This is a genomic window from Massilia sp. PAMC28688, from assembly GCF_019443445.1.
GTDB lineage: Bacteria > Pseudomonadota > Gammaproteobacteria > Burkholderiales > Burkholderiaceae_D > Telluria_A.
This window is the reverse complement of sequence record NZ_CP080378.1, coordinates 3684537-3697495: the sequence shown is the minus strand read 5'-3', so window position 1 is coordinate 3697495 and position 12959 is coordinate 3684537. Positions and strand designations below refer to the sequence as shown.

General features: G+C 59.0%; 18 protein-coding genes. 5 read left to right on the top strand and 13 right to left on the bottom strand.

Annotated elements, in window-relative coordinates; all coding sequences use genetic code 11:
* Positions 1 to 22 precede the first annotated feature (22 nt).
* Together ilvN and KY495_RS16615 are read right to left on the bottom strand one after the other, a co-directional pair.
* Complete coding sequence (gene ilvN / locus KY495_RS16620; RefSeq protein WP_219880488.1) at positions 23 to 514, bottom strand: acetolactate synthase small subunit; 492 nt, start codon at positions 512 to 514, stop codon at positions 23 to 25.
* Positions 514 to 2241 carry an acetolactate synthase 3 catalytic subunit gene (locus tag KY495_RS16615; RefSeq protein ID WP_219880487.1) on the bottom strand — a complete coding sequence of 576 codons (1728 nt, stop codon included), beginning with the start codon at positions 2239 to 2241 and terminating at the stop codon, positions 514 to 516. Before KY495_RS16615 ends, ilvN begins: the two co-directional genes overlap by 1 nt.
* A gap of 430 nt (positions 2242 to 2671) precedes the next feature.
* Between KY495_RS16615 and KY495_RS16610 the strand changes: the two genes are divergently transcribed.
* From KY495_RS16610 to KY495_RS16595, 4 genes are read left to right on the top strand one after another with little or no spacing between them, the layout of a single operon-like run.
* Positions 2672 to 3241 (top strand): RNA polymerase sigma factor, encoded by a 570-nt coding sequence (locus tag KY495_RS16610; RefSeq protein WP_219880486.1) that lies wholly within the window; start codon positions 2672 to 2674, stop codon positions 3239 to 3241.
* Positions 3238 to 3639 carry a DUF3619 family protein gene (locus KY495_RS16605; RefSeq protein ID WP_219880485.1) on the top strand — a complete coding sequence of 134 codons (402 nt, stop codon included), beginning with the start codon at positions 3238 to 3240 and terminating at the stop codon, positions 3637 to 3639. The genes KY495_RS16610 and KY495_RS16605 overlap by 4 nt, the downstream gene beginning before the upstream one ends.
* A gap of 2 nt (positions 3640 to 3641) precedes the next feature.
* The gene (locus KY495_RS16600) at positions 3642 to 4163 is read left to right on the top strand and encodes a DUF3106 domain-containing protein (RefSeq protein ID WP_219880484.1); all 522 of its coding nucleotides are present in this window, start codon (positions 3642 to 3644) and stop codon (positions 4161 to 4163) included.
* Positions 4153 to 4698, top strand: coding sequence for an RDD family protein (locus KY495_RS16595; protein ID WP_219880483.1), 546 nt, complete (start codon positions 4153 to 4155; stop codon positions 4696 to 4698). Before KY495_RS16600 ends, KY495_RS16595 begins: the two co-directional genes overlap by 11 nt.
* An 87-nt stretch (positions 4699 to 4785) precedes the next feature.
* Here KY495_RS16595 and KY495_RS16590 read toward each other — a convergent pair whose 3' ends face one another.
* The 5 genes from KY495_RS16590 to KY495_RS16570 all read right to left on the bottom strand — a co-directional run bounded on the left by KY495_RS16590 (position 4786) and on the right by KY495_RS16570 (position 8755).
* Complete coding sequence (locus tag KY495_RS16590) at positions 4786 to 5259, bottom strand: DUF4426 domain-containing protein (protein ID WP_219880482.1); 474 nt, start codon at positions 5257 to 5259, stop codon at positions 4786 to 4788.
* A 225-nt stretch (positions 5260 to 5484) separates the two neighbouring features.
* Positions 5485 to 5994 (bottom strand): beta/gamma crystallin domain-containing protein, encoded by a 510-nt coding sequence (locus KY495_RS16585; RefSeq protein ID WP_219880481.1) that lies wholly within the window; start codon positions 5992 to 5994, stop codon positions 5485 to 5487.
* A gap of 235 nt (positions 5995 to 6229) precedes the next feature.
* The gene (locus KY495_RS16580) at positions 6230 to 6586 is read right to left on the bottom strand and encodes an HdeA family protein (RefSeq protein ID WP_219880480.1); all 357 of its coding nucleotides are present in this window, start codon (positions 6584 to 6586) and stop codon (positions 6230 to 6232) included.
* Positions 6587 to 7305: 719 nt separating this feature from the next.
* Positions 7306 to 7926 carry a GGDEF domain-containing protein gene (locus tag KY495_RS16575; protein WP_219880479.1) on the bottom strand — a complete coding sequence of 207 codons (621 nt, stop codon included), beginning with the start codon at positions 7924 to 7926 and terminating at the stop codon, positions 7306 to 7308.
* 121 nt (positions 7927 to 8047) lie between these two features.
* Complete coding sequence (locus KY495_RS16570) at positions 8048 to 8755, bottom strand: hypothetical protein (protein WP_219880478.1); 708 nt, start codon at positions 8753 to 8755, stop codon at positions 8048 to 8050.
* 155 nt (positions 8756 to 8910) lie between these two features.
* On the opposite strand from KY495_RS16570, the gene KY495_RS16565 reads away from it, so the two are divergent.
* Positions 8911 to 9135, top strand: a complete 225-nt coding sequence (locus tag KY495_RS16565; protein WP_229518335.1) for a hypothetical protein — start codon at positions 8911 to 8913, stop codon at positions 9133 to 9135.
* Between the two features lie 9 nt (positions 9136 to 9144).
* On the opposite strand, the gene KY495_RS16560 is transcribed toward KY495_RS16565, so the two are convergent.
* The 6 genes from KY495_RS16560 to iscX form a co-directional block, all read right to left on the bottom strand.
* On the bottom strand, positions 9145 to 9339 hold the full coding sequence (locus KY495_RS16560) for a hypothetical protein (protein WP_219880477.1): 195 nt from the start codon (positions 9337 to 9339) through the stop codon (positions 9145 to 9147).
* Positions 9314 to 10048: a phosphoribosyltransferase gene (locus KY495_RS16555; protein WP_229518334.1), complete on the bottom strand. Its 735-nt coding sequence runs from the start codon at positions 10046 to 10048 to the stop codon at positions 9314 to 9316. The genes KY495_RS16560 and KY495_RS16555 overlap by 26 nt, the downstream gene beginning before the upstream one ends.
* 83 nt (positions 10049 to 10131) lie before the next feature.
* Positions 10132 to 10869: an rRNA pseudouridine synthase gene (locus KY495_RS16550; RefSeq protein ID WP_219880476.1), complete on the bottom strand. Its 738-nt coding sequence runs from the start codon at positions 10867 to 10869 to the stop codon at positions 10132 to 10134.
* Positions 10866 to 11906, bottom strand: a complete 1041-nt coding sequence (gene ltaE, locus KY495_RS16545; protein ID WP_219880475.1) for a low-specificity L-threonine aldolase — start codon at positions 11904 to 11906, stop codon at positions 10866 to 10868. Before ltaE ends, KY495_RS16550 begins: the two co-directional genes overlap by 4 nt.
* The gene (locus KY495_RS16540) at positions 11903 to 12769 is read right to left on the bottom strand and encodes an SAM-dependent methyltransferase (protein ID WP_219880474.1); all 867 of its coding nucleotides are present in this window, start codon (positions 12767 to 12769) and stop codon (positions 11903 to 11905) included. Before KY495_RS16540 ends, ltaE begins: the two co-directional genes overlap by 4 nt.
* Positions 12756 to 12950 (bottom strand): Fe-S cluster assembly protein IscX, encoded by a 195-nt coding sequence (gene iscX, locus KY495_RS16535; RefSeq protein ID WP_219880473.1) that lies wholly within the window; start codon positions 12948 to 12950, stop codon positions 12756 to 12758. Before iscX ends, KY495_RS16540 begins: the two co-directional genes overlap by 14 nt.
* Positions 12951 to 12959 lie beyond the last annotated feature (9 nt).

The following is a 12959-nucleotide window of genomic DNA, read 5'->3' as shown; positions in this document are numbered from 1 at the left end:
TTTTGGCGCAAAAATAGATTATTTATACTTTGAGGATGCGCTCGCCGCGTCCAATGCCGGAGCCGCCGGTGCGCACCGTTTCCAGGATGGAGGCGCGGTCGATCGAATCGATGAACGCGTCAAGCTTGCCCTTGTTGCCGGTCAGCTCCACCGTGTACGTCTTTTCGGTCACGTCAATGATGCGCCCGCGGAAGATGTCCGCCGTACGCTTCATCTCTTCGCGTTCCTTGCCCACGGCGCGCACCTTGATCAGCATGAGCTCGCGTTCGATGTGCGCACCTTCGGTCAGGTCCACCACTTTCACCACCTCGATCAGGCGGTTCAGGTGCTTGGTGATCTGCTCGATGATGTCGTCCGAACCCGTGGTGACAATGGTCATGCGCGACAAGGTGGCGTCTTCGGTCGGGGCCACGGTCAGCGTCTCAATGTTGTAGCCGCGTGCCGAGAACAGGCCCACCACACGCGAGAGCGCACCGGCTTCGTTTTCAAGCAAGACAGAAATAATATGGCGCATTACAGGTCCTCCGATCCGAGCAGCATTTCGGACAGGCCCTTGCCTGCCTTGACCATCGGCCAGACATTTTCGGACTGGTCGGTGATGAAGTTCATGAACACCAGGCGGTCCTTCATGCCGAATGCTTCGCGCAGGGCGCCGTCCACGTCGCCCGGCTTTTCAATCTTCATGCCCACGTGACCGAAGGATTCGGCCAGCATCGAAAAGTCCGGCAGCGAATCCATGTAGGACTCGGAATAGCGCGAACCGTAGTCGATCTGCTGCCACTGGCGCACCATGCCGAGGAAGCGGTTGTTGAGCAGGATGATCTTGGGCGTCAGGTGATACTGCTTGCAGGTAGCCAGTTCCTGGATGCACATCTGGATCGAGCCTTCGCCCGTAATGCAGGCCACCGTGGCGTCAGGGTTGGCCATCTGCACGCCCATGGCGTAGGGCAAGCCCACGCCCATCGTGCCCAGGCCGCCGGAATTGATCCAGCGCCGCGGCTTGTCGAACTTGTAGTACTGGGCCGCCCACATCTGGTGCTGGCCCACGTCGGAGGTAATAAAGGCATCGCCGCCGGTAATGTCCCATACCTTTTCCACCACTGACTGCGGCTTGATGACAAGGTCGGAATCGGCATATTTGAGGCAGTCGCGGCCGCGCCATTCATTGATCTGCTTCCACCAGTCGCGGATGTTGGCCGGGTTGGGCTTGGCGTCGGCCGCGTCGAGCTGGGACAGCATTTCCACGAGCACTTCCTTGACATTGCCCACGATGGGGATGTCAACCTTGACGCGCTTGGAAATCGATGACGGATCAATGTCCACGTGGATAATCTTGCGCGGGTTGGAAGCAAAGTGCTTGGGGTTGCCGATTACCCGGTCATCAAAGCGGGCGCCGATGGCAATCAGGACGTCGCAATTCTGCATCGCCATGTTTGCTTCGTAGGTGCCGTGCATGCCCGGCATGCCCACGAACTTGTCGCTCGAGGCGCGATAGGCGCCCAGGCCCATGAGGGTGTTGGTGACCGGGAAGCCCAGCTTGTCGACCAGCTTGTTCAGCTCGGGCGACGCATTGGCCAGGATCACGCCGCCGCCCGTGTAGATCATGGGGCGCTCGGCCTGCAGCAGCAATTGCACCGCCTTGCGGATCTGGCCGGCGTGGCCCTTGTCGATCGGCTTGTAGGAACGCATCTCGATTTCCTTCGGATAATCGTAGACGCACTTGTGCATGCTGATATCTTTGGGAATATCGACCAGCACGGGGCCGGGACGGCCCGTTCTGGCGATAAAGAATGCTTTTTTCATCGTCGCGGCCAGGTCTTTCACGTCCTTGACGAGAAAGTTGTGCTTGACGACGGGGCGCGTGATGCCCACGGTATCGCATTCCTGGAAGGCATCCTGGCCAATCGCGTGGCTGGGTACCTGGCCGGAAATGACGACCATCGGAATCGAGTCCATGTAGGCCGTGGACAGGCCGGTGACGGCATTGGTCACGCCCGGACCGGAGGTCACGAGGGCAACACCGACGGTATTGGAACTGCGGGAATAGGCATCGGCAGCGTGAATGGCGGCCTGTTCGTGGCGGACCAGTACGTGCTGAAATTTATCCTGATTGAAAATGGCGTCGTAGATGTAGAGGACGGCTCCGCCCGGATAGCCAAAGACGTGTTTGACGCCTTCTTCTGCCAGACAACGCACTACAATCTCAGCGCCCGTGATGGGAGCTGTTGTTTCGTTGTTCATGATACATTCCTTTCAAAACCCATTGGGAGGTGATCGGATGCTCTTTCCTGACGACGAACGCGTACTGGCTACAATGCTCAAGCTCCCCTTTTTCTGCGGTCACGTCGATCTTTCACTTCCCGTAGGGACAATTACGAACCGGCGCTCAGCGCAACTCGTTTGGCGTGAGTTTCTGTAGCGAATACTGCGAACCTCTCGCGCTTGTGGCACGGGTTGGAGCAAACTGCCTACATATGAAAGCACGTCACGCAGCGGATGGCCTTATGTGCCGGTCGCGTTGTGACCATACAGCTTCGGGGTGGCAAAGCAGTCTTAACCTTACCGCGCTGCACCATTTTGGTCAAGTTATATCTAAATTCAATGCAAAAAGACCCGTTCTTTGCTAGCATGCGTCAGTTTTCCGAGCAGCACCACCCCTACCCTGCGTCGCATGGCCACAGACAAAGAACTTTCCGATTTCCTTGAGAATGTCGAGCGGCGCGCCTTCAAGCAGGCCGTGTACGCCGTGCGCAAGGACGAGTCTGCCCTGGACATCGTCCAGGACGCGATGATCAAGCTTGCCGAAAAATACGGCGACAAGCCGGCGGCCGAGCTGCCCATGCTGTTCCAGCGCATCCTGCAAAACACCATCCTTGACTACTTCCGGCGCGAAAAAGTGCGCAATACCTGGGTCAGCCTCTTTGGCAACATGGGCAAGAAGGATGGAGGCGAGGAGGACTTTGATATACTCGAATCGCTGGAAGCGGAGGACGGCTCGGCCGCTGCGGAATCAAGCGCCGATCTGGTCGAACGCATGCAAACGCTCACCATCATTGACGCGGAAGTACAAAAGCTGCCGACACGTCAACGGGAAGCCTTCCTTATGCGTTACTGGCAAGATATGGACGTGGCTGAAACGGCCGAAGCAATGGGCTGCTCGCAGGGAAGTGTGAAAACCCACTGTTCGCGTGCAACGCATGCACTGGCCGAAGCGCTGAAAGCCAAGGGAATAAAACTATGAACTCCGACGACCTCAACTTCGCTTACAAGGTGCGCCACGCCTTGAACGAGCATGCCGATCATTTGCCGCCATCAACTTGCGAACGCCTCGCTTCAGCGCGCAAGGCGGCGCTGGCCCGCAAGAAAGCCGACATGCCCGCCATGATTGCTGAACGCAGGCTGGCCGGCAACCTGGGTTCCTTCTTTTCGTTGTCCATGTTTGGCCGCATGGCCGTGGCCGTTCCCCTGATTGCCTTGGTGACGGGCCTGGCCGGCATCTACCAGTACGAAGAACAAAAGCGTATTGCCGAGCTGGCAGAACTGGACGCCGCCGTGCTGTCCGACGAACTGCCCCTGACCGCCTACCTCGATACCGGCTTTAACGCCTACCTCGAACAACAGAAAAAGCGCACGCAATAAGGATGAAGAATTTCCGCCTCCCCTTCCTGGTCATTGCCCTGGGCACCTTGATCGCCGCCACGACTGTTCCCGCAGCCGCGCGGCAGGCAGCGCCTGCCACCGTCACGCTGGACAAGCCCCTGTGGAAAGAACTTGATCGTACCCAGCAGGTGGCGCTGGAACCCCTGCACAAGGAATGGGACGCCATGGACGGCTTGCGCAAGCAAAAGTGGCTGGACATCGCCAGCCGCTTTTCCACCATGAAGCCGGACGAACAGCAGCGCGTGCACGAGCGCATGCGCGCCTGGATCCGCTTGACGCCGGAAGAACGGCGCGTGGTACGCGAGAACTACACCAACACCAAAAAGCTCGACAAGAGCGCCAAATCGGTCCAGTGGGAACAGTATCAGCAGTTGCCGGAAGAAGAAAAGCGCCGCCTGGCCGCCGAGGCTGCCGCCAGAAAACAGGTTACCAACCTGCCGTCAAAAACCCAGCCGAACGCGGTTGAACCGATCAAGCCTGCCCCAGTAAACAATGTCAAATAGTAAGCCGTCTGTTGAAACACCCAGCATCAAACGCCGTCTGATTTCCATGCTCTACGATACTTTCCTGGCGACCGCCGTTGCCTTGCTGGGAATGACCGTGTTCACGTTTGCGACCTTGCGCCTGGCTGCGGAATTTCGGGTCGCTGCGGGCGCCATCACCCTGTTCCTCGTGCTGGGCGCGTATTTTGTGCATGCCTGGGCAGGCAGCGGTTTCACGCTGGCCATGAAAACCTGGCGCATCAAGCTGGTCAAGGTGGGCTACGCCACGGTGCCGATGAAGACCGCGATCCTGCGCTATGTGCTGGCATGGGGCTTTGTGCTGCCGGCCATCCTGATCGGCTTTTTCGTGACCATGAGCCTGAAGATGAAGCTGGCCCTGCTGGGCGCCAACGTGCTGGCGTGGGCGCTGACGGCATTGCTGGACAAGGATCGCCAGTTCCTGCATGACAGGCTCGCCGGTACCCGTCTCATTGCCTTGCCGAAGCTGGCCAAGGGTGGGTTGATCACCCAGGGCGCGCCAACCACCTTCACTTGAAACATTAAGGTCGGTCGGACTGGCCAACGATAAATCGTTGATTTCGCCAGTCCCTCCACCAGGGGAAGCCGGTCGTGGGCTAAACGCTTAGCGATGCGTGGCTGTCTCCGGCAGATCGCCACGGCCCCACATGCGGTCGCGAAAGGTTAGGACGATGACTTCCTTGCTGTCGTACGGGGTGGCGCGGACGGTGAAGTCCAGAACTTCCCCATGAACGAAGTCGTATACGCCGGTGTAGGAAACATAGCCATTCGCATTTGTCTCCTTGACCCCGATCGGGCGAGTTCGCCCGGTCAGGTTGCGCGCCACCACTGCCACGGTTGCAGGCACGGTCTGCCCGCCTTTCGTGACCGTTACATTCAGAACGCCACGGGTAGGGGACCGTTCGATGCCATGCACCCTGGCCGAGGCTTCGGAGAGCGTATCCGACCCGACGGTACTACTACGCACAGTATACGATCCGGATTGCTGTTGGTGCATTTGCGACCAGGCGGGTGCCGCGAAACCAAGGCCGAGCACGGTGAGCGCCATGGCCAGACAACTGGAGCGAGGGAATGTCATAACCGTTATCCTTTAGTATGTGGGCGCTCGCTGTACCGAGACCGATACCGATACAGCGCTGCTGGACAGCTGATTGAGCGCCCGACAGCTCCTTTCCAAGGCTAAGCAGCGACCTTTCAGGCAGCCCCCTGGCGGTTCACAGCCCCAGATCCCTCAACTGAGACCCGAGGGGATATGATTGCCAAGGGTACAGTCCAGAAGGGCGACGCCGGCGCCACGCGCTTGTCAACGCGCGCAGGTCAGTTTGACTGATGCGAACTCGTCAAAGAAACCCAAAGGCTTGCTGATGTCGGGCACGCTGCGCCCTGGCCCGAATACCGCTACCTGATCGCGGAAGGACTCGTTGTCGTACACAGTGAGCGTCGCTTTTGGGCCGACTACCACGCTGTCAACCTTATCGTCCCAATCAAGACCATACGGGCCGCTCATGTCGGCGATGGCAAGCGGGCCCGTCAGTGTCATGGTGTCGCCGGAATAGTTGGCTCCAGAATAAATTCGCGCCCAACAACCAGACTTGGCAGCCTCCTTGTTAGCCACCTCGACCGGTACCATCATGTACACGAACACTGGGGCAACTGCTTTGCCCGGCGCCGCGGTTTTCGCTTGTTTGGGGGGCGCCGACGTGCGTTTCTCTTCGGGAATCATGCCATCCGCGAATGCGTAAACGGGAGCCGACGCCAGCAGTAGGCCTGTCAAGGTTGCGCTAATAATTTTGCTCGAGCTGATAATGTTCATAAATCCTCCATGTAATTTGGTTGATATTCCAATTACTTGATCCGAATTCATGCGCAGTCGCATGGGTGGCAACGAACCATGGAAAGCACCAGGAAACCCATGTCATCAATACCGGCCTGCATACTGGCCCGGGGTTAGCAAGGGAACGACGCTCCGCTATTCTTCGGGCGCATGAACGGTTCAGGGGCTTGCCGCCGCTATCCAAATGGATGGATCGACCGCCCCGGCAACGCACTTATTTCGGCTTTGCTATCTCAGCGCCGAGATTGTCCGGCTCCGACGCAATGCTCTCGGCAATAACTCTCTGATAGGCCGAAGCCGTCAAATGAACGCGGCAGTACTTTTCAATCGCGGGGACAATCCTCTCGACATAATCCACGTCGAAATATACGGCTTCAGGCTTGCCGCGCTTCGCATTACCGACGACGTAATAAATGAATTTTGGCTTGAGCACCTCGTCCATTGCCAAATAGTCCTGGCACGTGGTCTTGACGATGGGTTTCTTGCTCTGCATGTTGGCTTCGTGCGCCATGCTCAGACTGGATACGGTCGCCGCGGAAGCCAGCAAAGTGATTCGCAGTAGTGATTTCATCTCAATTCCTTTTGGGTTGTTGCAGAAGGACGGATCGAAATTCTTGAAGCGGTTGCCATACGACTGCTTTACTGCAGCCGTAGTTCCATCATCGCTCTTCACACTTAGCTGACGGTTAGCTTAAGGGAGATACCATTCAGGCGGCCTGTGGACGCACCGCTTCTGCAGTATCCACACCAACACCATTTTTTCGGACGTAGTAGTCATGATGTGGCTCCTCCCATTGGGCCGCCAAAGTTATGACGTGCTTTCACTTTAGGACTTTTGACGCCGTTGACCAGTGAGCTCCCAGCTCCAGCTTCCCCGTATGCCCGACGGTCAGAAGTTGGTCGCCGTGGGTGGGAGGCATCCATGAATTCCCTGGCGGGACGACCATTACAATTGCCGGATGAGAGGCGGCCAGGTAGGAGTGCGAGATCGTCATGGTGCAGTAATTGGTGGAAAGTGCATCGACCGCCTCATGGTCGCTGCTGCGCCGCGCGTTGGGCCATCAGGGCATGCTGGATGACACGCAGGCCTAGCTTGACCGAAGTGTGGAACGCAATGCGTATCCCGGCGTTGCACCCTCGAGCACCCGTTGGGGGCCATCAAGGATGGGGGCGACGCACTTCCTGACGAAAGGACCGGGGAATGTGAAGCGGGATTGAGCCTCTTGTTCTCTCCCCTCAACGTCGTGCAAGCACGCCCGTTTGGCCAATCATCCTTGGCCCATTCAGGGTTTAATCATCCATCGCGGCAAACAAACTGGCCGGCAACTCCTGCTCCAAGGTGACTACCTTGTTACGGCCTTCTTTCTTGGCCATGGCCAGCGCCTCCTGAGCGCGGGCAATCATGGCTTCGGCTTTTTCGGCCGGGGCATTGGTGGTCAGCCCGGTGGAGAATGTGACGGTGCGGTTGGGGGTGACGGTATTCCAGTCGAAGGCAGCAACGAAGGCATTCAAGCGGTTCATGGCCAGCACGCCTTGATGGAGCCAGGTGGCGGGCAGGATGATGCCGAAGGTGTCGCCTTCCACGCGGCCAAAACGGTCGAGCGTACGCAACAGCAGGCAAGATTCGCGGGCAATCGTTTGCAGGACCGAATCACCCGTGCTGCTTCCCAGTTGGGAATTGATATCGGTCAGGTGATCGACGCCAATGATGGCAAAGCAGAACGGCTGGCCAGTGCGCGAGGATCGCTGCAGTTCTTCACCGACAAGTTCAGCCAGGCTGCGCCGGTTCAACACGCCGGTCAAGGTATCGTGCCGCATCAGCGACGTCAGGCGGGCGATCTCCTGGTCCTTGGTGGCCAGTTCCGCCTTCAGTGGTTCGCAGGCCGGGCAACCGTCGCAATGTGAGCTCATCAAATCCTCGTAGTTTGGCTAGTAAGCAAAGCTTACCGTCCAAGTTACCCACGATCAAGCTTTATTGGCCCGGCTGCAAGGCACTGTCCACGCGGCGCGACAACCGCGCCGCGCATCACGCTTAGAAGCGGAAGCCGAGCTTGACGCTGACCGACTTGTTGCCGCCGGTGCGGTCCACTTCTGCTGCCAGGTTGGCAAGACCCAGGTTCATGTTCAGGCCTGCATACATCTTGGTCGCCGTTGGCGTCTCTTCCGTCAGACTGGCAAAGTCAGGCGTCAGCGTACCCCATACCTTGCCCACGCCCGCGTATGGCGTAAAGTTCAAGAAACCTTTGGATACCGTCAACTCCAGGCTGCGGGTAGTGAGGTCAAGCTCGTCCACGCCGAACAGCCGGGTGGCCGCCGCGCGCACGGCCACGGCCGGCAGTGCGGTGTTGCCTTCGATGAGGGCATACTTGATTTCCGCGCCGCCCAGCTTGGCGTCGGTGCCCGAGATGGCCGACAGGCTGGCGCCGACATCGATACCGAACGGCAGACCTTTGTGAACATGGACCTTGGGAATGTAGATGGTGGAGCTGTCGGCGCCCGCCTTCTTCCAGATGTCACCATGTTCCATCTTGGTCGAAGTCACTTCCAGGCCCACGTCGAAACCGGTAATGCCAAGCGGCTCGGCCGGTGCCACGGCCTTGTAGCTGGCCGCTGCGGTAAAGTCTTTCGACAGGCGCGCGAATTCGGCCTGGGTCAGGTTGCGAACGTTGTCGAGATCGTCGGCAAAAGCAGGCGCGCCCAGCGCAGCGACCGCCAGCACGCACATCTGTTGAAATTTCATGTTGAGCCTCAATGTGGGTTAAAGGAATGCACGCCGCATTGTAAAGGGCGCTTCGTTGCCGGAGAGGGGAAATGGCGGAAAATTTGGTAACTGAACATTTCTGCCCCTTATGCGGGCGCGCACTGGGGACGGAAAATATCGACCGGCATCATCTTGTGCCCAAATCATTCAAGGGCCGCGAGCAATTTCCGATTCACAAGATTTGCCACAGGAAGATCCACAGCGCCTTTACCGAAAAGGAATTGGCGCAGCGCTTTCATACCTGGGAATCGCTGCGCGAGCAGGAAGAAATCCGCACTTTTATTGGCTGGGTCGCCAACAAGGATCCCGGATTTTTTACCAAGACTTTTACGAGTAACAGCAAGCGGAGCAGGCGCTAAGATAGGCGCTTATTCGTTTGCATGTTTTCGTTCAGCACGCAGCCGAGCGGCATATTCGGAGACTGCATGTTTGGTGGCGCGAAGTGCCTCAATCTCTTCCATGCTGAGCAGGCGCGGTGTGTCCTCGACCGTTGGCTCCCTGGACAAGGTGACGACGAATCGTTCAGCCAGCAGGCCTTCAGGCTGCGTGTTCGATTCGCTCACGAATGCGCTGTGAAGTTGCGGTGTTGACGAGGTATCGGGTTTCGGAAGCGGTGAGGCAATCGAATCCGAAACCGAAGCGCTCAATCCACCAGGTTTCAAGGTCGCCATGTTTTTCCCTTAAACGCATTAAATCTTCTGCACTTTGTTGGAGCCGGGCCGAGTGCGGCTTGCCTGTTAACACAGTAGCACAAAGCACGTTTGCGCCATAGCGGAGCAGGTGCCCGCGAAAATTCGCGAGCGTGCCACCCTGGCCAATGAAGTCGTCCACCATGACATAGTCTCCAGGTTGCACGTTCCCGGAAAACTGCGCCTGACGCGCCAGGCGCGAAAATCCGTCTGCCCCCGTATGGTTGACAACGTTTTCCTGCACCACATTCTGCTCGACCTGCCACCCCAACTTGTCCCCCAAGAACTCAGCAAGCATTTGCGGCAAGGTGTTGATGCCTGTGCGCTCTTTGGCATGAATGCTGATGAGAACTGGCGTCAAACCAGTAGAGAGTTGTCGCAGTTGGTCCACTGCCAAGGCAGAGATCGTTCCAGAAACAAGTTTGGCAGCAGCGGTAACGTCGCCTGACTTGGCACCGGAATATTCCGGATGTTGTTTCACAGCCGACTCGGCAGCGTGGATGACAACATGCGGAAAATCTGCAGACCATGGAAACCGGACGATTCCCGGTGAGTGTTGTCGGGCTGATTGAATCTGGTCCACGGCGCCTCCGTCTTAGCCATACAGCTAAGACAGGTACGCGGGAATTCAGTTCAGCGCAATTGGCGGTAGATGAAGCGGCGTGCTCAAAACTTTTCGTGATCAAGCAAATAGCGCCACTGTCCAACCGGCAGTCCGGCCATGGGCACGCGGCCAATGCGGATGCGCTTCATGCTCACTACCGTCAGGTTGACCATGCGGCACATGTGGGCAATCTGCCCCGGCTTGACGCCCTTGAGCGCGAAACGCAGGCGCGTTTCATTCTGCCAGCTCACCTTCATGGGCGGGATCTCCTTGCCGTTGAAGGTCAGGCCGTGGTTCAAGTGCGCCAGCCCGCCTTCGCGGATATCGCCGCTGACCTCGACGATGTACTCCTGCTCCACGCGGTTGCCTTCGTCGACCAGTTTGCGCGCGATGCGGAAATCCTGGGTGTACACCACCAGCCCACTTGCCGTCGTCTCCAGCGGACCACACAGCGTCAGCTTGTGCAGGTGGCGGCGCAGGAAGCGCTGCTTGCCGTATTCGGCCTGCAGCAGCGTGTCGGCCGTGAGCAGCGCCATGGGATCGCTGCCGGTGCTACCCACGCCCGCATTGACGCCGGCTGGCTTGTGCAAGAGGATCGTCACTGGCAGGATTTCGGCCAGCGTCGCATCGGGATGGATCGTCACATCCTGTTCGTCCGCGACACGCGCGCCGGGCTCCTCGACCACGGCGCCATCAATGCTGATCCAGCCGCCCGCGATGTATTGTTCGGCTTCGCCGCGCGAGCAGGGAATCATTTCGGCCACGCGTTTGGCGAGGCGGATGGTGGAGTCGTCGTTCATGCGCTAGGGCGCCAATCCTGGAAAAATGCGGTGAATACCGAGATGATTCGTGCCACGTCCCGGTCCGACACGTTCAGATGCGTGACTAGGCGCGTGTGCTGGCCAACGGTGGCGCGGATGCGCTCGCGCAGCAAGGTCGCGCGCAGTGCGTCGACCGCTGCAGGGGGCACTTCGACGTAAAAGATATTGGTCTGGGGCGTGGCCACCTTGAGCTGTGGAATGGCTGCAAGGCCGCGCGACAGTTCTGCAGCGTTGGCATGATCGTCTGCCAGGCGCTGCACATTGTGTTCAAGCGCGTACAGGCCGGCAGCAGCCAGCAGGCCCGCCTGGCGCATGCCACCGCCGAGCATCTTGCGCCAGCGCTTGCCCTCGTTGATGAACTCACGCGGACCGCACAGCACCGAGCCAACCGGTGCGCCCAGGCCCTTGGACAGGCACACGGATATGCTGTCAAAGCCCTTTGCGGCGTCGCGCAGGCTGATGCCCTGCTTGACGGCGGCGTTGCAAACACGGGCGCCATCGAGGTGCGTAGCCAGTCCGCGCGCGTGCGCCAGGCTGGTTGCCGCCGCCATGTACTCGGCACTGAGCACCCGGCCGCCGATCGTGTTCTCCAGCGCCAGCAGCCGCGAACGGGCGAAGTGCATGTCGTCCGGCTTGATGTAGGCTTCAATGTCCGCCAGGGCGATGCTGCCGTCAGGCTGGTTGGCGATGGGCTGCGGCTGGATACTGCCCAGCACCGCCGCGCCACCGCCTTCGTACTTGTAGGTGTGCGCTTCCTGCCCCACCAGGTATTCGTCGCCGCGCGCGCAGTGCAGCAGCAGCGCGATCAGGTTGCTCTGGGTGCCCGATGGCGCGAACAGGCCGGCCTCGTAGCCGAACATTTCGGCCGTCACGCTCTGCAGGCGATTGACCGTGGGGTCATCACCGTACACGTCGTCGCCCACGGGCGCCGCGGCCATGGCGGCGCGCATGGCCTCGCCCGGCAAGGTCACGGTGTCGCTGCGCAGGTCAATCCACTGCTGGTCGTCGTGGCTCATGTCGTCAATTCCCGGGTATAAAAGCGCTCGCCCATTTCTTCGAGGCCGAGCGTGGACAATACTTCCTGCAGGCGCTCGGACGGGCGCTTGCGCGGCAGGTTCTTGTAGCTGGCGATGATCAGCTCATTTTTCATTGAATGCTCCCAGCCCACCAGTTCCGTCACATTGACCTGGTAGCCGTGCGCCTCGAGCTGCAGGCAGCGCAGCACATTGGTGACCTGGCTGCCGAATTCGCGCGTGTGGATCGGGTGGCGCCAGATTTCGGTGAGCGCGCTCTTGCCCAGGTCCTTGCCCTTGTTTTTCTTGAGGACGGTCGCCACTTCGGCCTGGCAGCACGGTACCAGCACCATGTATTTGGCACGCTTCTTGAGCGCGAAGTCGATGGCGTCGTCGGTGGCGGTGTTGCAGGCGTGGAGCGCGGTCACGATATCGACCTGCTCCGGCAGCAGGCTTGATGTGGTGGCCTGCGCCACCGACAAATTCAGGAAGCTCATGCCGGGAAAGCCGAGCTTCTTGGCAAGCTCGGTCGACTTTTGCACCAGTTCTTCGCGTGTCTCGATGCCGTAGATGCGCGAGCCGTCGTTGAGATTCTTGAAGAACAGGTCGTACAGGATGAAGCCAAGATAGGACTTGCCGGCACCGTGGTCCACCAGCGAGATGCCGGGATGATCCTGCAAGAGTTCCTTGAGCAGCGGCTCGATGAACTGGTACAGGTGATAGACCTGTTTGAGCTTGCGCCGGCTGTCCTGATTGAGCTTGCCGTCGCGCGTGAGGATGTGCAGTTCCTGCAGCAGCGCGATGGACTGCCCGGGTCGGATTTCCGGCGCCAGTTCCGCTGCCTTGCTGTCGTTATTGCGCTTCATCGATCCATGCCTGTTGTATCGCTTCGAGTATTTTCTCGCCGCCGCGGGTGCGGTCGTCATCAAAGCCGTCCAGCCCCACCACCCAGTTATGCAGGTCAGTAAAGCGGATGGCGGTGGGATCGACGTCGGGATATTTTTCGTACAGCGCTTCCGCAATGGCGGAAATATCGCTCCATCTCATGATCATCTC